Genomic DNA, 24,018 nt, shown 5'->3' on the forward strand with positions numbered 1-24,018 from the left:
GCGTGACGTGGATGGGGTCGGAGGCCCGGAGGGGCGATGCGGTCGTGCTCGACGCTATGACCGGGCCCACACCAAGGTCAACAACCCGCACCAAGCCGCGGGCCAGCCCTGTCACTCATCCGCCACGAGTAGGCACCGCAACCACACCGCGATCCTACAGACAGTTGCACGACGGTCGGACGGTGCACACCGTCCGCACGCCACGCTCCCGCCAAGAACCTATGAGCCCCGGCCGATGCCCACGAAGCTGACGACCCTGCAGCCCGTTCACCCCCTGAGGTTCCCCGCCGCGGCGAAGTGTGAGGTGTCGAAGGCAAGCCGAGACCAATATCACGCACCTGTGGCTCGCGAACGGGTGAGGAGACCCAGGAGCAGCCGTGACTGTCCCTGGTGGGAAGTACGCTACGACCGTCTTGGAGCGCCTGGCCGAGGACCGCCCCGGCGCCGCCCGTCCGCCTTGCACGAACCCGCATTACAGAGGAGCACGCTTAGTGGCGACGTACGCCGTCAAGCTCGAACGCTCGACGCCGCTTGTTCTCTCACGGCATCCCGACGCCCCTTCGGACGAGGAGTTCGCCGAGTGGTGTGAGTCGGAGCGCCTATCCGGGCGCCCTCTGGCCATTGATCTCTTTGCCGGAGCCGGCGGGCTCGGAACTGGAATCGAAAGTGCCGGATGGACGATCGTCGCCGCGGCCGATCATGACCCAGCGGCACTCGAAACACATGGTGCGAATTTTCGCGGTCCAGCGCACAAAGTCGACATGTCAGACCCCGATGAAGTGCGCGCGCTCATCGAGCGACTGGGTTCGATCCAGATCGACATGGTTGCAGGCGGGCCGCCGTGTCAACCGTTCAGCAGGGCAGGCTTGGCAAAGATTCGCAATCTAGTCGACAGTGGACAACGCGACGCAGTCGACCCTCGCAAAGAACTTTGGCGATCCTTTGTTGACGTCGTGTTGCAGATAAAGCCTCGCGTGGTCCTGATGGAGAACGTCCCAGACATGGCTATCGGCGACGATCTCGTGGTCATCCGGGAAATTGCCGACACGCTTGAACGCGCCGGATATGCCGTCGACTACCGGCTAGTGGACGCGTGGCGTCACGGAGTTCCCCAGCACCGAAAGCGGTTTATCCTCCAGGCTCGAAATGACGGAATCGCACCTCAGTGGCCCGAGCTAGATTCCTCAAAGCCGACTGTACGGCACGCAATCGAGGACCTTCCCCGCCTGCACGGCACGACGGGTGCCCGCGAACTTCCGTATGAGAGCGAACCGACACACGAGTTGGCGAAACTGCTTCGCGGAGACAAAATCGCTCGAACGATTCATGATCACATGACTCGCCCAGTTCGAGACGACGACCTTGAAGCGTTCGAACTTATGGACGAGACGACACTCTACGCCGACCTTCCGGAACGGCTCAGAAGGTACCGATCCGACACCTTCAATGACAAGTACAAGCGCTTGGGATGGGACGATCTCAGCCGGACAATCACCGCGCACATTGCTAAGGACGGATATTGGTACATCCACCCGAGCGAGCATCGTACATTGACGGTTCGCGAAGCAGCTCGCATCCAGACTTTCCCTGACAACTTCCGATTCGCTGGATCCCGTAGCGACGCGTACCGGCAGATCGGTAACGCGGTTCCTCCTCTGCTCGGATTCGCTATTGCGTCGTCGATGAGGCGCGGTATCGGCCCGGCGATTCTGGCGCATCGACCAACATCAACCCGGCGAACGTTGGAGCAGTGGGCAATTGCCCGACGCGAGGACCAGTGGTGGATGTTCCCTGGGCCGGACATGACGCTCCTCGCGTCGGCGTTGGCCGCGCTACTCGAAGTCCACCGTCTAGGTCCCCTACAAGCTGAGTCCGCTCTGGCGCCAGTCCGCGCCATCACTGCGGTCACAGACCAAGTCGCCGCAGCTATTGACGAGAGCGAGTTCACCCCGGCGCGCGCACGCCTCGTGCGAGCCTTTGTCGAGTCGACGCATGGGAAAGCCGAGCCCGATGCAGTATCGGCCGCGATGAGATTACTTCAGCCCAATCAATCCCAGACCTGCCGCATGCTGCAGGGAGCGGGAGAGCTCATCATCAGTGAACGCACCGCCGACAACGTCGCTCGATTGCTCAACCTCCCCCCGCAGCAGCGCGGCCAGCGCACGGACATCAAAGTAGCAATGGCTCAACTCGTCGGCACGGGGGAGGGCGCAGGCCTGCGAATGGCCGCGATTCGAGCCATGACCTCGGCTGACGCCGACAGGGTCGCTGGCCTCCGCATCAGTCAACGCGATGAAACGAGGGGTGTGCATGCATAGCGAAGAAACACCGGGACCTGGGTTCCGGCCTCGAGCGCGGCTGCTCGAACTTCTCGGCGACCAGTTGATCGGCAGCCCGCGCCTGGCGATCTTTGAACTGGTGAAGAATTCGTACGACGCAGACGCAACGAGTGCGGTCGTGACGATGTCCCGGCTGAAAACGGATACGGCGGCAATCGAGGTCCGAGACGACGGCGACGGGATGTCGCTAGAGACGCTTCGCGATGTCTGGCTCGTACCAGGACATGACCACAAAGCCAAAGCCAGATTGGGCGGCAAGCGCACAGCCAAGGGCCGGATGCCACTTGGTGAAAAAGGGGTCGGTCGCTTCGCGGTACACAAACTGGGGCGCCGAGTCTCGGTCATCACACGCAGAGAACACGGGCCGGAGTTCGAGCTCACTATCGACTGGGACGCGATCGCGGCCAATGAGTTTCTCGACCAGGCTCAAGTCGTAATAGTTCAGCGACCGGCGCCTCTTGTGTTCACAGGCGATTCAAAAGGGACCGTTGTCTCGGTGACCGAGTTGCGGGGCAGCCCCTGGACCCGCGGCGAGGTCCGACGGCTCTTTCGTCAGATCACATCGATCTCATCCCCATTCTCTAAGCGCACCGACGAGTTCGCCGCCTCGCTGCGGCTTCCGGACGATGCTCGATGGCTGGACGACGTACCTGATACAGAGACCCTCCTCGATAGCGCACCTTGGCGATTCACGTTCGAGCTTGTCGACAACAGAATGAAATGGCACTACGAATTCAAAGGATTTAAGGGCGTACTCGCCGGGCGCTCCGCACGCGGCGAGGAGATGGGAGTTCTTCTCGACCTCAAAGACCTCCCCGAAACCGACCAAGAAGTATACGCGACGGGCGCGAAAAAACCTCGAGCTGTCCGGAGCCGTGTCGAATACCAGGAAGGCATCGGGCCGATTCGCGGTACGTTGCTCGTATATGACCGGGACAAGGACGTCATCGAGAAGATCGGCAACAGCGCCTCGCTGCAAGAGTTTCTGAACGAGAGCGGCGGGTTGCGCGTGTATCGCGACGGAATTCGCGTATACAACTATGGGGAGCCGGGAGACGACTGGCTCGGTCTGGATATTCGCCGCGTCAACTCGCCAACCAAGCGAATCAGCAATAACATCGCGGTCGGGGCAATTGACCTGTCCCTTGCATTGAGTCCCGGTCTCGAAGAGAAGACCAATAGAGAGGGATTCGTCGAAGGCTTGCGCCTGGCGCGGCTTCGCGCGCTGATCCGTGGAGTTCTCGCGGTTTTCGAAGCGGAGAGGAATAAGGACAAGCAGCACCTCAGACGGCTTCTGCGCAAGCAGCGAGACTCGCTCTCCGGCGGTATCGAGAAGCCGCTCAAGCAAATCGGTCGACTCGCGAAGAAGCACAACCTGTCGACGCAAATCGACCCGCTGATCGCCAAAGCTCAGAAATCCTATGACGACATGCGGGAAATCATGCTTCGCGCCGGCATATCAGGTATGTCACTAGTCATCGTCTACCACGAGATCGACCATGGCGTCCGCCTTCTGCACACGGCCCTCCGGGCCGGCGCGAACCCGGAAAAGGCAATGCAGCAGGCTCGCGATCTCGTCAGCGTCTTGGACAGTTTTGGAGACCTACTGCGCAAGGGCGAGTCAACGACCCAAGACGTGCGTTCGCTAGCGGAACGTGCTGCCGACTTGAACTCGGTAAGGCTCGGGAATCATGACATTGTTCTGGAACTGCGGGTAGACAGAAGCGCATCAAGCGAGACACCGATTTCGCATTTTCCTTTCGGTCTCGTCCTCGGCGCCGTCACGAACCTGATAGATAACAGCGTGTACTGGCTATCTTCGCGGTGGCCGGACGAGTCAACTGCGCTCGAGCGGAGACTTTTGATTTCTGTCGATACAACAACATACGAGGGCCCTGCGCTGGTGATCGCCGACAACGGTCCCGGGTTCGCCGACGATCTGGAGGACGCCACTGAGCCGTTCTTCACAAGACGTCCCGACGGGATCGGTGTCGGACTCTACTACGTCAATTTGATTATGCAGACCATCGGTGGATCGCTGCGCATGGTCGATCCGGACGATACGTTCGTTGGACCTGAGTATGACGGGGCAGCGCTCGCACTTGTCTTTCCGAGGGGTTGAAGTGTTCACGCCGCCAAGATTCGTTGTCGTCGATGACAACCCGAAGCATCTCGATGCGATCGTCGAGACTGTGCAGTCACTCGGCTCAGTGTGTGCGCGAGTCTTGTACACGCCGGAGGCCGACGTTCCGATCGAGCTATTTAGTAGCGTTCGCGCGATATTCATTGATTTGCAGCTCCAGGATCGCACGGCGAGTAGCGATTTCAACCGACACTTCGCGGAGATCCAGCGGATTCTGACCCGCGTTATTACACGCACTGGGGGTCCGTACTTGTTGGTGCTGTGGACCGACAAGCCCGAACGCGTGTCGGAGCTTGAGGCGTATCTGAGCAGGCGGTTCTATGTCGACACCCCGCACGCTCGCCCCATAGCCATCATGCCACTCTCTAAGAGCGACTTCATCGATGACACCTCCGGTGAACAAACGGGCGGTAATCTGCGCGAGAAGATCCGCGAACACCTTCTCCTGCATCCAACGATGAACACGCTTGTGCAGTGGGAGGCCGAAGTCATGGGTGCCGCTGGGCGCGTGCTCGCTGACGTCACCACAATCGCCTCTGAGATTGAAAGCGCGAACGCCTTACCGACACTGCTCAGGCGACTTGCCGTGGAGTCCGTTGGCGAACCCAACGCTGATGCGGATCGCCGCGCAGCGGTCCAAGCCGCACTACTGCCTCTCCTGCAAGACCACCTCCAGAACGCGCCTTTCGTTCAGGCAGACTGGGCGGGCTCATTCCAGGGCGCCGACACGCCCGCGCCGCCCTTGTCAAAGACGCAAGCGAGCCTGCTGAACACCAAACTGCACATCGCACGGCACGATAGTGATCACCGTGTGGCTCCGACCGAGTGGGGGGCGATCTGCGAGCTCGAGCCATCCTTCGATTGGTCTGAGTTCGGCTTGAAGGATGAAGGCGAGTTTCGTGGTTTCGTTGTCGAGAAGGGCGTGCAAGCCGACTGGAAGAAGTACCGCGCCGGGGTTTCGGTCGCGCAAATTCGGATCGGCGCGGCTTGTGATTACGCGCAGAAGACTTTCGGCCCAATCCCATTCGCGCTTGTCGGAGTCATCCCGTGCAAAGAGGGTGTCAACACGCACAGCCTCACGCCGACCTCCAGTTCATGGATTTCTCCTGACTTGCTAATCAACGGTGAGATCGTTCAGCTTTTCGTCGATCCTCGCTTCGTTCGTGTCCGCGGGGAGGCCGCGGCCGCTGCGTTCACGCCGATCGCGCGAATGAAGGAGCAGCTGTTGCTAGAACTTGTGTCCGCCGTATCGCGGCATGGTTCTCGGGCAGGCATTGTCCGGTTCGCGGCCAAGGGAGATAAACCGATTGGGTGATAGTCCATGGGCGACATGGAACTCGAGCGCATTGGTCCCATCCTGCACGCTCCGCCGTCGGGCAGCGAGCAAGGATGGCTGGCATCACGTCCCGTGCGCTGGCCCTGACGCCCGCGAGCCGCAGCGCCAAGAGCGCAGTCGGACGCGGCCCGGTCCATATCCGCCTGCCACCCACCAGCCGGAGCGTGTGTCGCTTCTTCGCACGTGCGACGTTGTTACGATTGTTGCCGAGCAGAAGACTGTGGATTCGCCAGCAGGTTCCCGGCCTCAGACGAGAGCGAACGGGTCTGCTGTATGACTGGTGACGGATCCTCTCAGGCGACCAGTGTGATGTGAGTGGTCATGATTTGCTCGCACTCGGAGAGGCGTCAGGCGGCGAGGCGGGTCGGCGTTGTCGGTGCGTTCGTTCCACCCCATCATCGAGGACGCGGCGATAGGCCGAGGGCTGCATGTCCAGGTGGCCGACACGATCCCGAGTGGACCGAGCCTCCGGCGACGTCGTCACCTCGGTGGGCGACCGCCAAGGCAAACTCGTCAACCGCGGGCAACGTCGTTCCGGTCGCTGATCGAGTACGCCACGATCCGATCGAATTCCATGTCGTTGATTTGGCAAAGGTGGAGCGTCGCTTCAGTCGCGACGGGTTTTCAGAGATGTCGGTCGACCACTGTTCGTTTGGTCGTGCCGCGCTGAAGTCGCCGCCCACGGGTCGTGGGTCGCTACCAAGGCGCTCGCCGGTCTCGGCGGGTTGCTTGCCGAACGCTCTCCAACACCGGCCGTTCCGTCGGACCGTGAAACCGCACGAGCGCAAGCCCGGTGGCCCCGCTTTTCGGGCCTCGCCGCGAGCAGGGGGGCCGAGCCTCGGCGAGAGCAGCTAGGCGCGGATCGGCGCAGCCTGGCCGTCCGGCACCTGCCGGAAGATCACCTTGAAGATCGGGAAGAACACCCAGAACGACACCGCCGCGTTGATGATCATCGTCACGAAGTCCGCCAGCGTCTCCCCGGTAGTGCCCCACCCCCACGTCTCGATGAACAGCTCGTAGATCGGCGCCTTGTACAGCCCCTGCAGCGCCGCAGCCACCAGCGTGATGACGAGGTAGGCCAGCGCGTACCAGGACGCAGCCCGCAGGATCGACGAGTTCGATTTGAACGTGATCGACCGCTGCGCGAAGAAGTTGATCACCTGCGCGATGAGCAGCGTGATCTGCACGGCGAGGAAGTACGCCAGCCCGCCGCCGCCCGCGGGCAGCGCGCCGGCGGCGTAGTCGAACACGAAGTACTGCGACCCGTCCGGGTTCGACCCGACGGGCCACACCTGGAACGTCGTGTCGATCAGCGAGGTTATCCCGAACAGCCACCGGATCGCGGGCATGAGCGCCAGCTGCAGCACGGTGACGCCGTTGCTGAGGATGAAGAACATGGCGAACTGTGCGAGGCCCGGCCGCGCGGTGGCGAACCGTCCCCAGGCGTCCTTGATGCGGGTGATCATGCGGAGTGCTCTCTTCCAGGGGCGGCATGCAGCTCGCGGGCGGTGCGGCGGTTGGCGCGGCGGTTGCGGACGTACCCACGCAGCACGGTGCCGAGCCCCGCGAAGAAGGACCCGTTGACGATCCGGACGATGCCGTCGACCATCTCGGCGCTGACCGCGCCGCCGGTCATCTTCTGCATGGCGCGGAACGGCATATTGAGCAGGAACAGGGTGTTGAGGTCGGGCTTCCCCCGCCGCTCGGCGCGGTCCCGTCGACGCGCCAGCACCCGGTACAGCAGCCGCCCGACCGGCGACGGCGCGGACGCCAGCCGGCACAGCGCGTCGTTCGGGCCCAGCGGCGCGCGGGTCCACCGCGCGGGCGGCAGCGCCCGGCCGAGCAGCGCCGCGAACTCGGTGTCCGGCACCGCCTGCACGGCGCCGGTCCGGTAGCAGGTCGGCATCGTGCACTCCGAGCCCCCGACCCCCGGCACGTCGACTGACGCCGACAGCGGCAGGTCGTCCACGTCGGAACCGACGAGGACCTCGTACGTCCCGCGCTCCACCACCCACGCCCCGGCCCCGACGTCCCAGTGCCGGAACGCCTCCTGCCCCAGCGGCACCGTGACCGTCTGGGACTCCCCCGGCTCGAGCGACACCCGGACGAACCCGGCCAGCACCCGAGCGGGTCGCGCCACTCCCGGTGACGCCCGGTGCACGTACACCTGCACCACGTCCGCCCCGGCGACCGACCCGGTGTTCGTCACCGTCACGGTCGCCGCGGCCACCGTCGCCGAGAGCCCGCTGTACGCGAACGACGTGTACGACAGCCCGTACCCGAACGGGAACGTCACCGGGACGTCGGCCGTCGTGTAGTACCGGTACCCGACGTACAGCCCCTCCCGGTACTCCGCCGACCGCTCCTGCCCGGGGAAGGAGGCGGCGGAGGGGGTGTCCGCCAGCCGCACCGGGACCGTCTCCGCGAGCCGGCCCGACGGGTTCACCGCGCCGGTCAGCACGTCGAGCAGCCCGCCGGCCCCGGCCTGGCCTGCCAGGTAGCCGTGGACCAGCGCCTTCGTGGACGCGAGCCACGGCATCTCGACGACGCCGCCCGCCGACAGCACCACCACGACGTTCGGGTTCACGGCGGCGACGGCCGCGAGCAGCGCGGTCTGCGACGACGGCAGCGCGAGCGTCGACCGGTCCATGCCCTCCGACTCGGCGATCTCGTCCAGGCCGAGGAACAGCAGCACCACCTCGGCCGACCGCGCGGCCGCCACCGCCTCCGCGTGCAGCCGCGCGTCGGCCGCGCCGCCGCGCTCGAACCCCTGCGCGAACCCCACGACCTCCAGCGCGCAGCCGTCCAGGACGTCCAGCACCGAGTCCAGCCGCGTCGGGTTCACCGCCGACGACCCGGCGCCCTGGTACCGCGGCGTCTGCGCGAAGTCGCCGATCACCGCGACCCGGGTCCCGGCGGCCAGCGGCAGCAGCGCGTCCTCGTTCTTCAGCAGCACCGCCGAGCGCGCCGCGACCCGCCGCGCCAGCGCGTGGTGCGCGTCCGCGTCGACCACCGGCGCCGACCCGGGCTCCCGCGACGCACCGACCAGGGCCAGCATCTCCGCGACCCGGGCGTCCAGGTCCTCGACGGCCAACGCCCCCGACTCGACGGCGGCCACCAGCTGCCGCGCCGACTCCAGCCCCGCGGCCGGCATCTCCAGCGTCCCGCCGGCGGCGGCCGCCGTGACGACGTCGTTCGACCCGCCCCAGTCCGACACGACGACCCCGTCGAACCCCCACTCCTCCCGCAGCACGGATGTCAGCAGGTAGGGGTTCTCGTGCGCGTAGACACCGTTGACCCGGTTGTACGCCGACATCAGCACCCGGGGCTTCGCCGTCCGCACGACGATCTCGAACGCCCGCAGGTAGATCTCGCGCAGCGTCCGCTCGTCGACCACCGAGTCCGACACCATCCGCAGCAGCTCCTGCGAGTTGGCCGCGAAGTGCTTCGGGCACGCCGCGACCCCGGCGGACTGGATGCCGCGCACGTACCCGGCGGCCATCCGGCCCGCGAGCAGCGGGTCCTCGGAGAGGTACTCGAAGTTCCGCCCGCCCAGCGGCGAGCGCTTGATGTTCAAGCCCGGGCCGAGCAGCACGTCGACGTCCTGGGCGGCGGCCTCGGCGCCGAGCGCGCGGCCGACCTCCTCCGCCAGCGCGGGGTCCCACGAGCTCGCCACCGCGGCGGCCGTCGGGAAGCAGGTCGCCGGCTGCGACTCCGCGAGCCCGAGGTGGTCGGCGGAGCCCGTCTGCACCCGCACGCCGTGCGGGCCGTCCGCCAGCCACAGTGAGCGGATGCCGTGCCGCGGCAGGTCGTGCGTCTCCCAGACGGACTTGCCCGTCAGCAGGACGGCCTTCTCCAGCAGGGTCAGGTTCTCGATCATCGACGTCGTCCCTCGGGCGTACGGGCGTGTGGGCAAGCGGGCGTGCGGGACCGCCCGCCGGACCGGTGGTGGTGGGCGCCACCGGTCCGGCGGCTCGGTCGGTGCGGACTACGCGGATCCAGCGCCGGGGCGGTGCCGCAGCACCCGCCGGGTCACGAGCACCGTGCCGGTGAGCACCAGCAGCCCGATGACGGCCGTGCCGATGATCTGCGCGTAGACCCACGTCGGCGGGGTGTAGGCGACCGTCGCGCCGGGGGCGAGCCCGTTCATCGCGTTGGAGTTCGCGACGGTGAACAGGACGTGGTGCGTGGCGTTCCGGATGTCGGTCCGGGCCTTCGCGGACGTGGTGTCCGTGAACGACTTGGACGGCTGGAACGTCAGCGTCAGGTCGGTGCCCGCGTGGATGCCCTCGTTGGGGTTCATGTACGGGTAGAGGTTGAAGTCCGAGATGGCGAAGCCCTCGAACCCCCACTCGTCCCGCAGCACCGTCGTCATCAGCGCCGGCGAGCCGCCGGCCCAGGTGGCGCCGATCCGGTTGAACGAGCTCATGATCCCGCCGGCGCCGATCGTCGTCTCGACGATCGTGCCGTCGTCGTCGGCCACGTACGCGACCGGCATGACGATGTTCTTCACGGCCATCTCGAACGGCTTGAGGTACAGCTCGCGGATGGTCTGCTCGGTCGCCCAGGTGGCGATGCCGTTGTTGACCCGGTTGGTCTCCTGCTCGTTCAGCGCGTAGTGCTTGATGAGCGTGTAGACGCCCTTCTCCGCGACGCCGTTCGCCACCGCGGTGAGCAGCGCGCCGGACAGGTACGGGTCCTCCGAGTAGTACTCGAAGTTCCGGCCGCCGAACGGCGAGCGGTGCAGGTTCACCGCAGGGGCGTACCAGCCGTTGATGTCCTTGTGCAGCGCCTCGTTGCCCAGCATCCGGCCCATCTCCGCGCCGAGCTCGGTGTCCCAGGTCTGCGCGATGAGGTCCTGGGACGGGTAGGCCGTGCCGTTGATCGACGAGTTGATGAACGACGAGAAGCCGGCCGGGCCGTCGGGCTCGGAGGTCTGCGGCTTGGCGATCGAGCCGATCGCGGCCGTCTGGTACGCGCCGTTCAGCAGCATGTCGGTCATGTCGCCGACCGACAGCGAGTCGAGCAGCTCGTCCCACCGCGGGTCGTCCTTCGGCAGGCCGCGCAGGTCGACCAGCGCCAGCTCGGAGCGGGCGTCGGTCGTCGGCATGTCCCCGTCGAACTCGGCGGCCGCCGCGTCGTCGTCCCAGGCGGCGAACCCGGCGATGACAGCGTCGTCGGCGACGTAGAGGTCCGGGGTGGGCGCCGTCGGGAACGTCCCGGCGAAGTCGGCGCGGGACATCGCGAGGATCCTGCCGTCCTCCGGCTCGGCGCTGAACTGCGCCGACACGTCGTCGAACTGGTTGGTCACCTCGGCGCGGTCCGACGCCCGGTGGTCGTCGCCGGCGTAGACGACGTCCGCGTCGACCGTGAACATGATCGGCTCGGTGGCCGGCGCGACGGTGTGCGAGTCGGTGCGGACGCTGAGCAGGTAGTCGCCGGCCTCCAGGACGTACGCCCGGTGGTCCAGGTGGTCGTAGGACGCCAGGTCCTCGACCGCGACCTCCAGCGTCACCGTCTCGCTGGCGCCCGGGGCGAGCAGCGCCGTCTTGGCGAAGTCCGCCAGGACCACCTCGGGCTTCTCGATGCCGCCGGGCGAGTACGGCGCCGTCGAGTACAGCTGGACGACGTCCCGGCCCGCGACATCGCCGGTGTTGGTCACCTCGACGGACACCGCGACGGTGCCGTCGACGTCACCGGCCTCCGTGCCGACGACGTCCCAGGCGAAGGACGTGTAGCTCAGCCCGTACCCGAACGGGTAGACGACCGCCTCGTCGTAGTCGAGGTAGCCCTCGGCCGCGGCGGTCTCGTAGTACCGGTAGCCGATGTACAGGCCCTCGGCGTAGTGCACGAACGGGGCCTCGTCGGTCACGGTGGCGTTGGACGCCGCCCGCTCCACGGCCGGCACCGGGTAGGACACCGCCAGGTCGTCGTACAGGAACGCCCCGAAGTTGACGAAGGTCGGGTCCGCGGCGAAGTCCGCGGCCCACAGGTCGGCGGTGCGGCCGGACGGGTTCACGTCGCCGGCCAGGATGCTGCCGAGCGCGTTCAGCCCGGTCGCGCCGGGGGAGCCCGCGAGCAGCACCGCGTCGATCGCGGGGTCGGCCTGGACGTCGCCCAGCTCGAGGGTGGTCGACGCGTTGACCACGACGACGACCGTGGAGAAGTGCGACGTGGCCAGGTCGAGCAGGTCGCGCTCGTCCTGGTTGAGCTGCAGCTGGTGCTGCCCGGGCACGGCGTGGTCGTCCCAGCCGGTCATGTCCTGCGTGAGGTCGCCGCCCTCGCCCCCGGGCCGGCCGATCACGACCACCGCCGCGTCCGGGTAGTTCGCGAACGACGCGGCCTGGGCGTCGTAGTCGGCGACGGGCAGCTCCCCGATGTCGTAGGTCGACTCCTCGGGGTTGTCCATCTCGATGTAGCCGCGCGGGTGCTCGTCGGCGAACGCCTCGATGACGTCGAGCACCTCGCCGTTGACCTGGAACCCGGCGTTCTCCAGCCCGGCCCGCACAGTCACCGCGGCGTTGGTGTCGACCGAGCCGGAGCCGGAGCCGCCGAACACGGGGTCGGCGGCGGCGCGGCCCAGCAGGGTGACCCGCGCCCCGGTGGCCAGGGGCAGCGCGTCGTCGGTGTTCTTGGCCAGGACGATGCCGCCGGCGGCGATCTGCTCGACCAGGTCCTCGGCCGCCGCGTCGACGTCCTCCAGCGAGGCGAAGTCGGACGTGTAGTAGTCGAGGTCCCAGCCGGCCGACTCCTCGGCGTTGGTGAACTCGTAGGTGCCCGAGCCGAGCTGCGAGGCGACCCAGCCGCCGGCGACGTCGAGCGCGATGTTGCCGACGACCGTCAGCGCGGTGACCGCGCCGAGCACGGGTGCCCAGATCCAGAGGAGCTTCCGGTTGGACAGCGGCGGCCTGGTCGTCCCGCTCACCCCGTCACCTCGGTGATCGTGCCGTCCTGGTCGATCTGCCAGGTCCGGTCGTCGGCGGCGGAGTCGGCCTCGATCGTGTACTCGCCGTCGTCGATCGTGACGGTGCCCTGCACGCGCGACGCGGCGTCGGAGAAGGAGTACGGCACGACCAGCAGGCCGTACTTCACGGTGGGCGAGTCGACGTCGCTGGCCAGCATGATCTGGTCCCAGCTGTCGTCGTCCGCGAGCGCGTCGGCGACGGCCTGCCGGGCGTTCTCCAGGTCCTCCGCGACGTCGACGTCAGCCGTGTCGGTGGCGGACGAGCCGCCGCCCTCGCCGCTCCCGCTGCACGCCGCCAGGCCGAAGGCGCCGGTGAGGGCGACCGCCAGGCCGACGGTCGTGCTGAGGGTCCTGCTGCGCTTCATGTGCTGCTCCTGTCGGTGGTGTCAGGTCGCGGGCCCACCCCGCGACCGGTCGACCGGGTGGCCGGCGGCATGCGCCGGCCACCCGGGGTGCTGCGTGCCGTCAGCCGTCCAGCGGCCCGGTCCAGCCGAGACCGAAGCCGAATGCGTAGGCGTGGCCGGCGGAGTCGACGTACGGCTCCGTGTCCTCGCCGACGTCCTCGAGCTGCGCCTCGACCGCGTCCATGGAGGCGGGGAAGGCGATCGGCAACCGGCCCTGCGGCTCGTGCAGGCCGAGCGCGACCTCCATCAGCGCCTGGTCGCTGGTGCCGAACCCGACGACGACCGCGTCCGCCGCGGCCTCGAACTCGGCCGGGACCGTCGGGTTGGTCGCCTTGAGGACGACGATCACGGGGATGTCCCGGCCGGACGCCTCGACGGCGGCGACGGCCCGCTCGAACGCGTCGAGGTCGGCCTCGTTGGCGATCCGCGAGGTCTGCCCGAGGTAGGACCGGTTCTCCCGGGTGCCGTCGTCCAGCAGGTCGCCGGAGATCGACACCGGACGGACGTGCTCGCCGTCGGCCGTGTACGGGCGGTACTGCAGGGACAGCGGGTACCAGGTGTCCGCGTCGGCGTCGCGTCCGGCCGAGCTGAAGTTGCTCCCGTTGTCCGGGCTGCTCATCCCGACCAGGACCACGTCGACCTCGCTGAGGTCGGGCGCCTGGTAGGAGGTCACGACGCCGTCGGCGTCCTCGGTCGCCTCGTCCGTGACCACCTCGGCGACCAGCTGCTCGGCCGACTCGAGGTCGAGCGACGGGCCCTCGGTGTACTCGGCCTCGCCCCAGGCGCTGGCGAACCCGGTGTTGCTGGTGCGCGGGACGTACGCCGTCTTGTCGGCCCAGTCCGCGGCGTCGGCCGCCGCGATCGTGCCGTCGTTCTTCAGCAGCACGACCGAGTCGAGCTGCGCCTGGTAGCCGGCCTCGACCTTGTCGGTGCTCGCGACGACCGCGCGCGACTCCTCGAGGTCCAGGTACGGGTCCTCGTACAGGCCCGGCTGGATCAGCATCGTCAGCACCCGCCGGCCGGTGTCCCGGAACCGGGTCTCGGCGTCGACGCCGACCTCGCCGGCCTCGTAGTCCGCCTGCCACAGGTCGAAGGCGTCGAGCACCGGGCCGGCGTCGTTGTTGCCGCCGAACATGTCGTGCCCGGTGCGCAGGATCGCGTAGTGCCGCTCGGCCTCGGTCAGGTCCTCGGCGCCCCACGCCATGTTCCCGGTGACGCCCCAGTCGGTGACGATCACGCCGTCGTACCCGTGGGTGTCGCGCAGCAGGCCCATCCGGCCGGTGTCGTACGCCGCGCCCATCCGGTCGCCGAGCAGCGGCTCGCCCTCGCCGTCCAGCGCGATCGAGTACGCCGTCATCGTCGCGGCCGCGTCGAGCGAGCCGAGGAACGCCGCGGTGTGGTCGTCGAACGCGCCGCCCGGGTACACGCCGTACTTGCCGGCGTTGGTGTGCTCCTCGCGGCCGCCCTCGCCCGGGCCGTCCCCGGCCCAGTGCTTGATCATCGCGTTGACGGACTCCGCGCCCCAGCCGTCGGTGCCGGGCGAGCTCTGGAACCCGGCGACGTACCCACTGGCCATCTCGGTGTTGAGGTCGACGTTCTCGCCGAACGTGCCGTTGACCCGCAGCCAGCGCGGGTCGGTCGCGAGGTCGATCTGCGGGCTCAGCGCGGTCGTGATGCCCAGCGCGCGGTACTCCGCCGACACCATCGTGGCGAACGCGTCCATCGTGCCCGGGTCGAACGTCGCGGCGAGGCCCAGGTGCTCCGGCCAGCGCGAGATGTCCGCGCCGTCGGCGTTGTACGAACCGCCGAGCTGCGCGGCCGTGCGCGGGTCCGAGCTGAAGTTCACCGGCACGTACGGCAGCTCGTCGGACGCGAGCGACTCCGCGTACGCCTGCATCGCGTTGGACCAGGTGACGTTCGCGTCGACGTCGTTCGGGCCGGCGTTCAGCACGTTCCGCAGGTGCGACTCCGCCAGGTACTCCTCCTGCGCGGAGGTCAGCCCGTCGGCGGGCGAGCGCTCGTGCGAGCTGAACAGCATCAGGCCGGCGATCTGCTCGATCGTCATTTCCTCGGCCAGCGCCGCCGCCCGGGTCGGCGCGTCCTCGCGCCAGTCCTCCCAGACGTCGAGCTCGCCGTTGCCGTTCATGTCCTTGAAGGCGTGGTCGACGCCGTCGATCTGCTCGGTCAGCAGCTCGACGCCGCTGTCCGGGCTGTACGAGAGCGTGGGGGCGCCGGCGGGGTTCTCGACGACGGTGAACGTCGTGGTGCCGTCGGTGACCTCGCGGGTGGTGAAGCCGCCGGCGGTGTCGTCCTCCTCGTCGCCGCTGGAGCAGCCGGTCAGGACCAGCGCCAGGCCTGCGAGCACCGCGGTTCCCGTCACGGACGCCGACCTGGTGCGGCCTCGTCTGGTGCGTGTCGTCGTCGTCATCGGCCCTTCCTCTGTCGTCCGGCGAAGGCGTCCGGGGCGTGCGACTGCGCCGTCCTGGCGCGGGCCGTCGGAGTCGTGCCGCACGCTGCAGTGCGTGCTGCTGCTACCCCGATCGCGGTGTCGTCACCGCCTCGGTGCTACTGAAAAGTAGCGACGCCGGGCAGGCCTGATCCGGGTCAGGACACGACCCGTCGAATCCTGCGCACGACCGGTCGACGGGCCGCCCGGCGACCGGGTCAGCAGACCCGTCCGCCCAGGTGGTCGGTCATCGCCTCGAGGAAGTCACGCTTGCGGGCCCGGCTGATCGGCACCTCGTACCCGCCCGCGACGACGCAGGCAGACCGGTGCACCGCGACCACGTGCCGGAGGTTGACCAGGAAGCTGCTGCTCGTCCGGAAGAAGTCGTCGCCGGGCAGCATCGCCTGCACCGCCTTGAGCGTGCCGGTGAACGTGTACGCCGCGTCCCCCGCGTGCACGGTGATCCGGTGCTTCGCGCTGCCGACGTGCGTGACGTCGGCCGCGTCGACCCGCACCGAGCCCCGCGCGGCCGGCAGCATCACGTGGGTGCCGGCAGCCCGGCGCACCCGCCTCAGGCAGCGGGTCAGCTCCGGCGCGAAGGCGGCGTAGCCGAGCGGCTTGACCAGGTAGCTCAGCGCCCCGACCTCGTAGCCGCGGATGGCGAGCTGGGCCATGCGCGTGACGAAGACGATGACGACGCGGTCGTCCAGCTCCCGGACGGCGTGCGCGGCCTCGAAGCCGCCCATGCCGGGCATCTCGACGTCGAGGAAGAGGACGTCGAGGTCGGCCGGGTAGTCGCGGACGAGATCGGCGCCGTCGCGGAAGACGCGGACCCTGAACCGCTGGTCGTGCTCGTCCTGGTAGCGGCGGAGGTGGTGCAGCACGAGGTCCCGGCTGCGCTCGTCGTCGTCGACGATGCCGATGTGGAACATGGCCGTCCCTCCGTCGTGAGGCGTCCGGGGCGGGGACCTCCGCAGACATCCAGCGACGATAGGGACGGTGGTGCCGCACCTAGTGGCGCCCGTGCGGACGCCGCGCAGAAGTGAGTGGTGCCTGCGCCCCTAGGGTGCGTGCCAGGACACCCGTCGGCACGGGACAGCGCCTCGGCCGCGTCGAACCCGGTCGTGCACCTGATCCGCAGACACGTCGCGCCGGTGGCCCGGGGGTGCACGAGTCACCCGATCGGCTGCGGATGTCCTGGTAGGAGGCGCGGGCGCCCTAGCATCGGGTGACGCCGGACATCACAGGGGGAACGATGGCAGCAGGCATCGACGTCGACACGAACGAGTTGGACACGGCGGCGATCCTCGTCCGCCGGGCGGTGGAGCACGGTGAGGCCGAGGACGCCTGCTACCAGTGGTCCTTCGACTACGGGCACGACGGGCTCGCCGCGGCAGCTCAGGAGTTCCTGGGCGACTCGGACCGGGCGCTGCAGCAGCAGCTCGCCGTCGGGCGGAGCATCGCGGACGGCCTGTCCGAGCAGGCGGCTGCGTATCGGGCCGTCGACGACGCGGTGCAGCGACGCGTCGCCGGCCTGTCCCAGGTCGCGACGACCGGGTCCCCGTCTCTCGTGAACCGGCCGGTCTGATGGTCTCGCTCGCCGACACGACCGATCCGCGAGCCCTGGTTCCGGGAAACGCGGCGGTGGTCCACGGCTTCGCAGCAGCGTTGTCCGCGCGAGCCACCCGCGCGGAAGAGGCAGCCTCCAGCCTCGCCGGGATCCGCGTCCCGAGCTGGACCGAGGAGTCGGCGGACGCGTTCTGGGAGGTGATGAACGCCCAGCCTCGCTCGTGGCGCATCACCGGGGACGCGTTGAGCTCAGCAGCCGGTGTGCTGACGGGCTACGCCGACGTGCTGGTCGACGCACAGGCCGATGCTGCGACGGCCATCGAGCTGTGGGCCCAGGCGGAGGCAGCGACGCAGGAGGCTCACGAGACGTACCGGAGGGCCGCCCGCGACTTCCAGCAGGCGGTCGCCGCCGGCCGTAGCGCGATCACCCCCGACCCGTTCGTCGACACCGGAGCCCCGTTACGACGTGAGGCGCAGGACCTGCTCGCCGCGGCGCGGACGGCGGTGGAGAACGCGGGCGCGTCGGCGGCGCGTGCCATCCGAGGCTTGCAGGTGACAGACCGCTGGCTGCTCGACGGCGGGACGTCGTCGGAAGCGCTGACCGCTGAAAGCAGCACGTCCGGCTCGGTGTTCTCGTGGGACCCGCGGACGGGCGAGGCACGGTGGGGGCTCGGGACGGCCACGGGGGAGGCGTGGCTGTGGAAGGGCCGCGCCTGGGGCGAGGCCACCAAGGGCGGGACGACCCTCTCCGGTGAGGTCGAGGGCGGCATCGGCGCCACAGGAGAGGCGAAGGCCGGGGTCGAGGACGGGCAGCTCCGGCTCGGGGCGTCCGGGAAGGCAGGCGTGCTCCTGGAAGGCACCGGTCGCATCGCCAACGAGGGCGGGTCCGCCGAGCTGGGCTTCGACGCGCTCGCGGGCCTCTCGGGCGAGACCGGCCTGACCGTAGGAAAGGACGGCGTGAGCGGGAAGGCGGAGGCCTTCGCCGGCGGCAAGATCGGTATCGACGGCGGGGGCACGGTGGGACCTGTGGACGTGACCGGTCGGGTCGAGGCGTGGCGTGGGTACGGCGTCACCGCGGACTACGAGGTGGGGCGTGACGAGGACGGTCGCTGGGTGCTCGGGGGCAAGGCCGGCTACGCACAAGGCACCGGCACGGCGCTGTCGGTCCGCATGACGGTGGACCCTGCCGACCTCTGGCGCGCCGCGCAGGAGATCCTCCCCTTCATCCGCGAGACCTCCGCACGATGACCGCCGGCAACGACGTGGTCGACCTCCGCCTACCCGCCGGCTGGGACCTGATCCCGCTGGATTCCGCCGGCGCGTCCGGGCTCGCGGCGCTCGCCGCCCGGCGCGCCCCGGTGGCGTCCGGTTTCACGCCCACGATCTCGCTGGCGCTGCACCACGACGTCGACGCCGAGCAGGTCGCACGCGTGGGGTCCGAGACGGTGCGCCGGCTCGATTCGCGAGCGGACGACGTCCGCATCCGGCGCCGCGAAGCCATCGGCAGCGGCCGGACGGAAGGGCTGGCGCAGGAGCTGCGTCTCACCACGATGCTGGACGGACGTCCGCTCGAGGTCGCCCAGCTGCTGCTCGTGCTCGTGCTGGCCGAGGGCGGCTCCAACCGCATGATGGCGTGGGCGATCACGGTGACGGCCGCGGCTGAGGAGCTGCCGGAGGTGCTGCCCGACGTCGAAGCCCTCGTGGCGAGCATCGGCACCGATCCGGCGCCTCGCGGCTAGCGGACCAGCAGCGCGACGGCGAGGATCACGACCGACAGGACGGCGCCGGCTGCGCCGGCGACGGCCACGATCGTGGCGGTCCGCTGAACGGTGCCGACGCGCTCCTCCCAGCCGAGGTCCGTGGCCACCTCCCGGACGTGCCGGAGCGCCTCGTGCGAGTCAAAGCGCTGCTCGTCGACCACACGTTTGCCCGGTGGCTCGCTCGGGTCCCAGGTCCGGCGGAACGACACCTCGCGGACGCGCCCACCTCGGCGCTCGACCTGGACGGCGCCGAGCACCGGCTCCCGCGAGCCCGGCACGGCGCCGGCACGCCATGTGACGTCGACCTGCTCATCCGTGACCGTCATGACGCGGAGCCGCTCGTCGAGCACCACATGGTGCTGGACGAGCGTCTGCACCGCACGCTCCCGACGGGGCTCGAACACGTGCTGGTCCGTCAGGTCGGCGCGGACCAGGAACCCGTCCGCCGTGCGCTCGACGACGTAGGCGGACGCGGCGAGCCGCTCGCTCACCGCCGCCACCAGCTCGTCCTCGGGGCTCAGGACGTCGCTCCGTCAGGAAGCAGCTCGTCATCGACCTCGATGCCGAGCACCACGTTCTCGCCCTCCACGGAGTTCACGGTGACGCTGGCGCCGAGCAGACCCTCCGGGATGGTCAGCGTGCACCGCACGGACGCGCCCACCTCGGCCGGCATGCCGTCGGGGCAGTCCACGTCCTGAGGCAGCTGGCCGAGCTCCCGCTCGATCAGGTCGTTGACGCCGCTCTCGACCTCCCCCGGGGTCAGCTCGACGCTGCCCGTGGAGGCGGCACATCCGGCGGTGAGAAGCACGAGGCCGGCGCAGGCCCGTGCGAAAGCTGCTCGCATGCGCGACATCCTGGCACGAAGCACGGTGCCTCCGACGCGCGAGTCCCGAGTGCGCGTCAGCCCCCGGTCCACGTGCCGGACGGTCTGCAGCCTCCGAGCGCCTACCGGTGCTCGTTCTCCGGGTGCTCGGCGTCGTAGTCCAGCCGCGCGGCCCCGATCGCGTCGCGATGCGCCAGCGACCAGTCGGCCAGCGCCTGCACGAGGTGGGTGAGGCTCGCGCCCGTCTCGGTCAGCCGGTAGTCCACCTGCGCCGGAACGGTCGGGTACACGGTGCGCTGCACCAACCCGTCGCGCTCCAGCCGTCGCACGGTGAACGTCAGCATCCGCTGGGAGATGCCGTCGAGCGCCCGCTGCAGCTCGCGGAACCGGCGCGGGCCGCCCGCCAGCTCCACGATCACGAGCACCGACCACTTGTCCCCGATCCGGTCGAGCACGTCGCGGATCCCGCAGTCGGGGTGCTCGGGCTGCCCGCACGGCTCCAGCGGGGCGGGGCCGGCGGTGACATCGGTGTGCGTGAGTGACACGGAACTGCCTTCTTGTGGGCGACCACGGGCCCGCACAGGATCGCACCCGAGAGCTGAGCGGCGACGACGAGGAGATCCACCGACATGATCATGGTCACGGGAGCGAGCGGGATGCTGGCGTCGCTGATCCTGGACGAGCTCGCCGACCGGGGCGCTCCGGCACTCGGCGCGAGCCGGAACCCCGGGAACGGGATGCGGCGGCTCGACTTCGACGACCCGAGCAGCCTGGACCTGCGCGGTGTCTCGACGCTCGTCCTGGTGTCCGCCGGGTACGCCGAGGACGACGTCGTGGTGCACCGCCACGAGACCGCCGTCGCAGCAGCCGCCCGGGACGGGGTGCGGCACGTCATCTACACGAGCCTCACGAGCGCCGGGGACCACCTGGGGTTCGCGCTCGCGCACCGCGCGACCGAGCAGATCGTCCGGAGCAGCGGGATGGCGTGGACGGTCCTGCGCAACGGCCTGTACGCCGAGCTGTTCGGCGGACTGCTGGCCCGGTGTGACGGTGCGCTCGAGTCCGCGTTCGGGACGGGCGCCCTCGCCGCGGTCACCCGGCGGGACCTCGCCGAAGCGGCGGCCGTGGTCGCTGCCGCACCGGCGTCGCACGCGGGCCGGACGTACGAGCTGGTGGGCCACCCGGTGACGGCGCAGGAGGTGGCCGACGTCCTGGGCGTCCAACACCGCACCATCAGTCTGGGCGAGTACCGCGCCCGCCTGCTCGGTGACCCGGACCTGCTGCCGTTCCAGCCGCCGATGCTGGTGTCGATCGCCAGCGGCACCCGCCACGGTCTTCTCGGCTCCACCGCACCGGACCTGGAGGTGCTGCTCGGGCGGCCGGCTTCGGACCCCGTGATGGTCGCCGCCCAGGTCGCGGCGGCCGGCTTCCCGACGTCCTGAGCGCGAGGCGACACGGTCTCGCTCTCCGGCACCGTGCACATGGCGAACCGCGACGGGCACACCGTGGGCGTCCGGGCCACGACGCCGTTCGGCGAGAAGAAGTGGACCGGCGTCGCGGACGGCACGGCGGTGTACCAGGGCTTCGAGTCCGGGGCGCGGTCGATCCCGGCCGGGACGGCGAGCCTCGCGGCGTACGCGTACTACGACGGGGTGGGTCACCACCAGGTGCGGACCGTGCCGTACGAGGCGGTGAGCTGCTGACCATCCAGCGCCCTGCGGTGCGGTGAGCGCGGCGAGCCACCCCGACCCGGTCGGGGTGGCTCGTCCTCCGGCGGATGCTGCGACCTGCCTGCACCGCTGTCGGCCTCGAGGTACGCGGTCGATCGCCACCGGCGGGCGGAGCACGCCTCGTCCAGAGCGGCGCCCGTCAGCAGCCTCGCCGGGCAGCGCACGCCGTCAGCGCGGCGCCCATCGTCGCGAGGCACGCGAGCGCGCCCGCTGCCCGTGCCGTCACAGCAGCGGCTCGGGACGACGCGCCCCGAGCACCAGCATCAGCCCCGCGTCGGACCCCAGACGCGCGGCCACGGCCGGCTCCGCGCACGACCGCAGCAGCCCGACCAGCTCGGTCGGGTCCAGCGGCAGCGCCACAGGCCGGATGGGGATGCCGCGGAGCTGCGCGCGGAGCTCCGCCTCACGGCGCTTGCGGGCGACGACGGTGACGTCGTCGTCGTCCCAGGCCATGACGAACACGGTGCGGCGGGGACCGTCGGCGTCCGGGATCCAGCGCACGTCCTTCCACAGCACCCGGCTGGTCACGTCGCGCTCGCGCACGACCAGAGCGCTCGGGGTCAGCCAGATGCCCGAGCGCAGAGCTCGTCGCAGCTGACCGCCGACGGTCAACCCGACCGGCACGAGCAGTGCGGCGAACAGCAGGACGCCGGCGACGACCTCGCTCGCGCTCGGCTCCGCCGGAATGGTTCCGATCAACAACGCGACGAACGGCGCGGTCGTGTGCGCCGCGACGACTGCTCCGAAGACGTGCCGGATCGGATGCGCATGCAGCACCGTGGCGGGCTCCCCGTCGAGAGCGCGGGTCACGAGACGGCTGCGCGGACCGGTACCCGCGGCCTCGCGGTCGCGCAACACCCGCCCCACCCACATCAGCGGCCCGAAGACGGCGATCCACACCCCGAACAACGCCACGCCCGGGTGCTCGGAGGCGACACCCCCTGCCAGGAGCGCGCCGAACGCCGTCAGGCCGATGATCGTGGGCATCTCACGACGCCTCGCGGCACGTTCGGCGCGCTCCAGCGTGGCCAGTACGTCGGTCTCGGAAGGGGGCACGACCCGAACGGTACCGACCGGGGGTCTCCTACGATGAGCCGCATGGCCGGCCTCGAGGACTCCGTGCTCATCGGCGCGGCCGTGGCCGTGCTGCTGGTGGGCGCCGCTGCGGTGGTCTGGGCACGCACCCGCCGACCGGCAGGCGGGTTCGTCCCGGTGCTCGCGCCGCTGGTCTCGGTCCTGCTGCTCGCACTCGTCCTCGCCGCGGGCGGTGGTGGGGTCTGGATCGCGGTCGCGGCAGCAGCGTTGTGCGCAGCCGTCGCTGGGCTGACCCTGCTCGCGCGCGGCCGCGCCCGCGCTGCCAGCCTGGGCTATGTGGCGCTCGTCGGGCTCGCTCTCGTGGCCACCTGGGGCACAGCGACGGGTCGGCTCGCGTTCGACGCTCCCGGCGCGGCGTCCAGCCTCACGATCGACGACGTGTCTGGCGTCGGGGACGCGCACCACCACCTCGCAGCCCGCCCGCGGTAGTCGGACCTCGCCGCGACGTCGCCGGTGACCTCGTCGAGCGGTGGGTCCGTGCTCAGCGACGCACCGGGGGCGTACGCGTCCGTCGGCGCCGGACCGAGCGACGTGCCGCGAGCACCGCTCCCAGGACGACCCCGGCGCCCACCACCGCTCCGGTGGCGATCGTGACGCCGGTCGACGGCTCGGCCGGGCCGCGCCGGACGCTGACGCTCGCCCGCACCGGAGGGCCGTCCTCCCGTGCAGAGAGCGACACCGTGGCGACCAGCCGCCCGTGCCCCGCCCGGACGTCGCCCGTGACCGCGGCGGGGTCGACGGCCCGGACCTCCCACCCGTCGGCTCGCAGCTCGTCGGCGACGTCGCCGAGCGTGATGACGCTCCAGGAGCTCGCGTCGACGTGCGCGACCCCCCGCGTGAAGGACGGTGCCCACGCGCCGCTGATCACGGGTTCCCCGATCGGGGCGAAGCCGTCCGGCGTGACGACCGCGGCGGCGGCCAGGAGCTCGTCGTCGCCCGGTTCGACGACGTGCCAATGCAGGATCAGCGCGGCGACGATCCCGATGACGGCCCCGAGACCGCCCGCGAGCGTCGGCGTGACCGCGTGCGACAACCGCCCCATGCCGACCTCCGCCCGGATCGTCGTCGCAACCACGCTAGGGCCGGCCGGGACGTCACATTGCTGAACAGCGCGTGGTTCACCCGTCCAGCAGAGGGCGGTGCGGCCCGCACCGCGGCATCGCCGAAGCATGCCGCGACCACCTCGCCGGTGCGGTGCGACCATGCGTCCGTGCGTTCGTTCGAGGAGCTCGCCGCAGAAGCCGTCGCCGCCGACGTCACGGGGTGGGGCTTCGCCTGGCTGGACGGCCGGGCGACCGAAGAGCGCCCACCCTGGGGTTACGCGCGCGGGCCGGCCGTTCGTGGCGCACTCGACGCGGCACCTGAGCATGGCTCGACGGAGTAGGCGGCGCGGCCTAAAGCGCCGGTCA

21 protein-coding genes are annotated in these 24,018 nt (G+C 69.6%); 10 read left to right on the forward strand and 11 right to left on the reverse strand.

The features are described from left to right. Positions 1-491: 491 nt before the first annotated feature. The 3 genes from AC1050_RS08150 to AC1050_RS08160 are packed head-to-tail and all read left to right on the forward strand — an operon-like array spanning position 492 to position 5,797. Positions 492-2,318, forward strand: a complete 1,827-nt coding sequence (locus AC1050_RS08150; RefSeq protein WP_482386850.1) for a DNA cytosine methyltransferase — start codon at positions 492-494, stop codon at positions 2,316-2,318. Continuing rightward, positions 2,311-4,461, forward strand: a complete 2,151-nt coding sequence (locus AC1050_RS08155) for an ATP-binding protein (protein WP_482386851.1) — start codon at positions 2,311-2,313, stop codon at positions 4,459-4,461. Before AC1050_RS08150 ends, AC1050_RS08155 begins: the two co-directional genes overlap by 8 nt. Then, a complete protein-coding gene (locus AC1050_RS08160) occupies positions 4,421-5,797 on the forward strand; it encodes a hypothetical protein (protein ID WP_482386852.1) in 1,377 nt (458 codons plus the stop codon). Before AC1050_RS08155 ends, AC1050_RS08160 begins: the two co-directional genes overlap by 41 nt. 872 nt (positions 5,798-6,669) lie before the next feature. Here the strand turns inward: AC1050_RS08160 and AC1050_RS08165 are convergent. The 6 genes from AC1050_RS08165 to AC1050_RS08190 form a co-directional block, all read right to left on the reverse strand. Further along, a complete protein-coding gene (locus AC1050_RS08165) occupies positions 6,670-7,284 on the reverse strand; it encodes a hypothetical protein (protein WP_482386853.1) in 615 nt (204 codons plus the stop codon). Next, on the reverse strand, positions 7,281-9,698 hold the full coding sequence (locus tag AC1050_RS08170) for a glycoside hydrolase family 3 C-terminal domain-containing protein (protein ID WP_482386854.1): 2,418 nt from the start codon (positions 9,696-9,698) through the stop codon (positions 7,281-7,283). The genes AC1050_RS08165 and AC1050_RS08170 overlap by 4 nt, the downstream gene beginning before the upstream one ends. A gap of 108 nt (positions 9,699-9,806) precedes the next feature. Then, positions 9,807-12,743 (reverse strand): glycoside hydrolase family 3 C-terminal domain-containing protein, encoded by a 2,937-nt coding sequence (locus AC1050_RS08175; RefSeq protein WP_482386855.1) that lies wholly within the window; start codon positions 12,741-12,743, stop codon positions 9,807-9,809. Beyond that, positions 12,740-13,147 carry a hypothetical protein gene (locus AC1050_RS08180; RefSeq protein ID WP_482386856.1) on the reverse strand — a complete coding sequence of 136 codons (408 nt, stop codon included), beginning with the start codon at positions 13,145-13,147 and terminating at the stop codon, positions 12,740-12,742. Before AC1050_RS08180 ends, AC1050_RS08175 begins: the two co-directional genes overlap by 4 nt. Before the next feature lie 100 nt (positions 13,148-13,247). Continuing rightward, the gene (locus AC1050_RS08185; RefSeq protein WP_482386857.1) at positions 13,248-15,566 is read right to left on the reverse strand and encodes a glycoside hydrolase family 3 N-terminal domain-containing protein; all 2,319 of its coding nucleotides are present in this window, start codon (positions 15,564-15,566) and stop codon (positions 13,248-13,250) included. 284 nt (positions 15,567-15,850) lie between these two features. Beyond that, positions 15,851-16,564, reverse strand: coding sequence for a LytR/AlgR family response regulator transcription factor (locus tag AC1050_RS08190; protein WP_482386858.1), 714 nt, complete (start codon positions 16,562-16,564; stop codon positions 15,851-15,853). A gap of 323 nt (positions 16,565-16,887) precedes the next feature. On the opposite strand from AC1050_RS08190, the gene AC1050_RS08195 reads away from it, so the two are divergent. Genes AC1050_RS08195 through AC1050_RS08205 form a run of 3 tightly spaced genes read left to right on the forward strand, consistent with a single transcriptional unit; the run spans position 16,888 to position 18,940 of the window. Continuing rightward, entirely contained in the window at positions 16,888-17,220 is a 333-nt protein-coding gene (locus AC1050_RS08195; RefSeq protein ID WP_482386859.1) for a hypothetical protein, read from the forward strand. Beyond that, positions 17,220-18,449, forward strand: a complete 1,230-nt coding sequence (locus tag AC1050_RS08200) for a putative T7SS-secreted protein (protein ID WP_482386860.1) — start codon at positions 17,220-17,222, stop codon at positions 18,447-18,449. Before AC1050_RS08195 ends, AC1050_RS08200 begins: the two co-directional genes overlap by 1 nt. Then, a complete protein-coding gene (locus AC1050_RS08205) occupies positions 18,446-18,940 on the forward strand; it encodes a hypothetical protein (RefSeq protein WP_482386861.1) in 495 nt (164 codons plus the stop codon). Before AC1050_RS08200 ends, AC1050_RS08205 begins: the two co-directional genes overlap by 4 nt. Here the strand turns inward: AC1050_RS08205 and AC1050_RS08210 are convergent. From AC1050_RS08210 to AC1050_RS08220, 3 genes are all read right to left on the reverse strand, one after another. Then, a complete protein-coding gene (locus AC1050_RS08210) occupies positions 18,937-19,461 on the reverse strand; it encodes a hypothetical protein (RefSeq protein WP_482386862.1) in 525 nt (174 codons plus the stop codon). The genes AC1050_RS08205 and AC1050_RS08210 overlap by 4 nt on opposite strands. A 17-nt stretch (positions 19,462-19,478) precedes the next feature. Next, positions 19,479-19,805: a DUF4333 domain-containing protein gene (locus AC1050_RS08215; RefSeq protein WP_482386863.1), complete on the reverse strand. Its 327-nt coding sequence runs from the start codon at positions 19,803-19,805 to the stop codon at positions 19,479-19,481. Between the two features lie 101 nt (positions 19,806-19,906). Beyond that, positions 19,907-20,329 (reverse strand): winged helix-turn-helix transcriptional regulator, encoded by a 423-nt coding sequence (locus tag AC1050_RS08220; protein WP_482386864.1) that lies wholly within the window; start codon positions 20,327-20,329, stop codon positions 19,907-19,909. Between the two features lie 84 nt (positions 20,330-20,413). Here AC1050_RS08220 and AC1050_RS08225 point away from each other — a divergent pair, with 84 nt between their 5' ends. Beyond that, the gene (locus tag AC1050_RS08225; protein WP_482386865.1) at positions 20,414-21,226 is read left to right on the forward strand and encodes a Rossmann-fold NAD(P)-binding domain-containing protein; all 813 of its coding nucleotides are present in this window, start codon (positions 20,414-20,416) and stop codon (positions 21,224-21,226) included. Between the two features lie 39 nt (positions 21,227-21,265). Beyond that, the gene (locus tag AC1050_RS08230) at positions 21,266-21,487 is read left to right on the forward strand and encodes a hypothetical protein (RefSeq protein WP_482386866.1); all 222 of its coding nucleotides are present in this window, start codon (positions 21,266-21,268) and stop codon (positions 21,485-21,487) included. Positions 21,488-21,736: 249 nt separating this feature from the next. Here AC1050_RS08230 and AC1050_RS08235 read toward each other — a convergent pair whose 3' ends face one another. Next, positions 21,737-22,570: a hypothetical protein gene (locus tag AC1050_RS08235; RefSeq protein WP_482386867.1), complete on the reverse strand. Its 834-nt coding sequence runs from the start codon at positions 22,568-22,570 to the stop codon at positions 21,737-21,739. Positions 22,571-22,612: 42 nt separating this feature from the next. Here AC1050_RS08235 and AC1050_RS08240 point away from each other — a divergent pair, with 42 nt between their 5' ends. Continuing rightward, positions 22,613-23,038: a hypothetical protein gene (locus AC1050_RS08240; RefSeq protein ID WP_482386868.1), complete on the forward strand. Its 426-nt coding sequence runs from the start codon at positions 22,613-22,615 to the stop codon at positions 23,036-23,038. 52 nt (positions 23,039-23,090) lie between these two features. Here the strand turns inward: AC1050_RS08240 and AC1050_RS08245 are convergent, their stop codons facing one another. Beyond that, on the reverse strand, positions 23,091-23,651 hold the full coding sequence (locus AC1050_RS08245; protein WP_482386869.1) for a hypothetical protein: 561 nt from the start codon (positions 23,649-23,651) through the stop codon (positions 23,091-23,093). 168 nt (positions 23,652-23,819) lie between these two features. Here AC1050_RS08245 and AC1050_RS08250 point away from each other — a divergent pair, with 168 nt between their 5' ends. Next, a complete protein-coding gene (locus tag AC1050_RS08250; protein WP_482386870.1) occupies positions 23,820-23,993 on the forward strand; it encodes a hypothetical protein in 174 nt (57 codons plus the stop codon). The last annotated feature ends 25 nt before the right edge of the window (positions 23,994-24,018 follow it).

Source organism: Cellulomonas sp. NEAU-ZC6 (genome assembly GCF_056844425.1).

Excerpts from the sequence above, each read along its gene's own strand:
- AC1050_RS08180 (WP_482386856.1), bottom strand. The coding sequence starts at position 13,147 with ATGAAGCGCAGCAGGACCCTCAGCACGACCGTCGGCCTGGCGGTCGCC.
- AC1050_RS08170 (WP_482386854.1), bottom strand. The coding sequence starts at position 9,698 with ATGATCGAGAACCTGACCCTGCTGGAGAAGGCCGTCCTGCTGACGGGC.
- AC1050_RS08225 (WP_482386865.1), top strand. The coding sequence starts at position 20,414 with ATGATCATGGTCACGGGAGCGAGCGGGATGCTGGCGTCGCTGATCCTG.
- AC1050_RS08190 (WP_482386858.1), bottom strand. The coding sequence starts at position 16,564 with ATGTTCCACATCGGCATCGTCGACGACGACGAGCGCAGCCGGGACCTC.
- AC1050_RS08240 (WP_482386868.1), top strand. The coding sequence starts at position 22,613 with ATGGCCGGCCTCGAGGACTCCGTGCTCATCGGCGCGGCCGTGGCCGTG.
- AC1050_RS08200 (WP_482386860.1), top strand. The coding sequence starts at position 17,220 with ATGGTCTCGCTCGCCGACACGACCGATCCGCGAGCCCTGGTTCCGGGA.
- AC1050_RS08160 (WP_482386852.1), top strand. The coding sequence starts at position 4,421 with ATGACGGGGCAGCGCTCGCACTTGTCTTTCCGAGGGGTTGAAGTGTTC.
- AC1050_RS08245 (WP_482386869.1), bottom strand. The coding sequence starts at position 23,651 with ATGGGGCGGTTGTCGCACGCGGTCACGCCGACGCTCGCGGGCGGTCTC.
- AC1050_RS08155 (WP_482386851.1), top strand. The coding sequence starts at position 2,311 with ATGCATAGCGAAGAAACACCGGGACCTGGGTTCCGGCCTCGAGCGCGG.
- AC1050_RS08205 (WP_482386861.1), top strand. The coding sequence starts at position 18,446 with ATGACCGCCGGCAACGACGTGGTCGACCTCCGCCTACCCGCCGGCTGG.
- AC1050_RS08195 (WP_482386859.1), top strand. The coding sequence starts at position 16,888 with ATGGCAGCAGGCATCGACGTCGACACGAACGAGTTGGACACGGCGGCG.
- AC1050_RS08215 (WP_482386863.1), bottom strand. The coding sequence starts at position 19,805 with ATGCGAGCAGCTTTCGCACGGGCCTGCGCCGGCCTCGTGCTTCTCACC.
- AC1050_RS08165 (WP_482386853.1), bottom strand. The coding sequence starts at position 7,284 with ATGATCACCCGCATCAAGGACGCCTGGGGACGGTTCGCCACCGCGCGG.
- AC1050_RS08230 (WP_482386866.1), top strand. The coding sequence starts at position 21,266 with ATGGCGAACCGCGACGGGCACACCGTGGGCGTCCGGGCCACGACGCCG.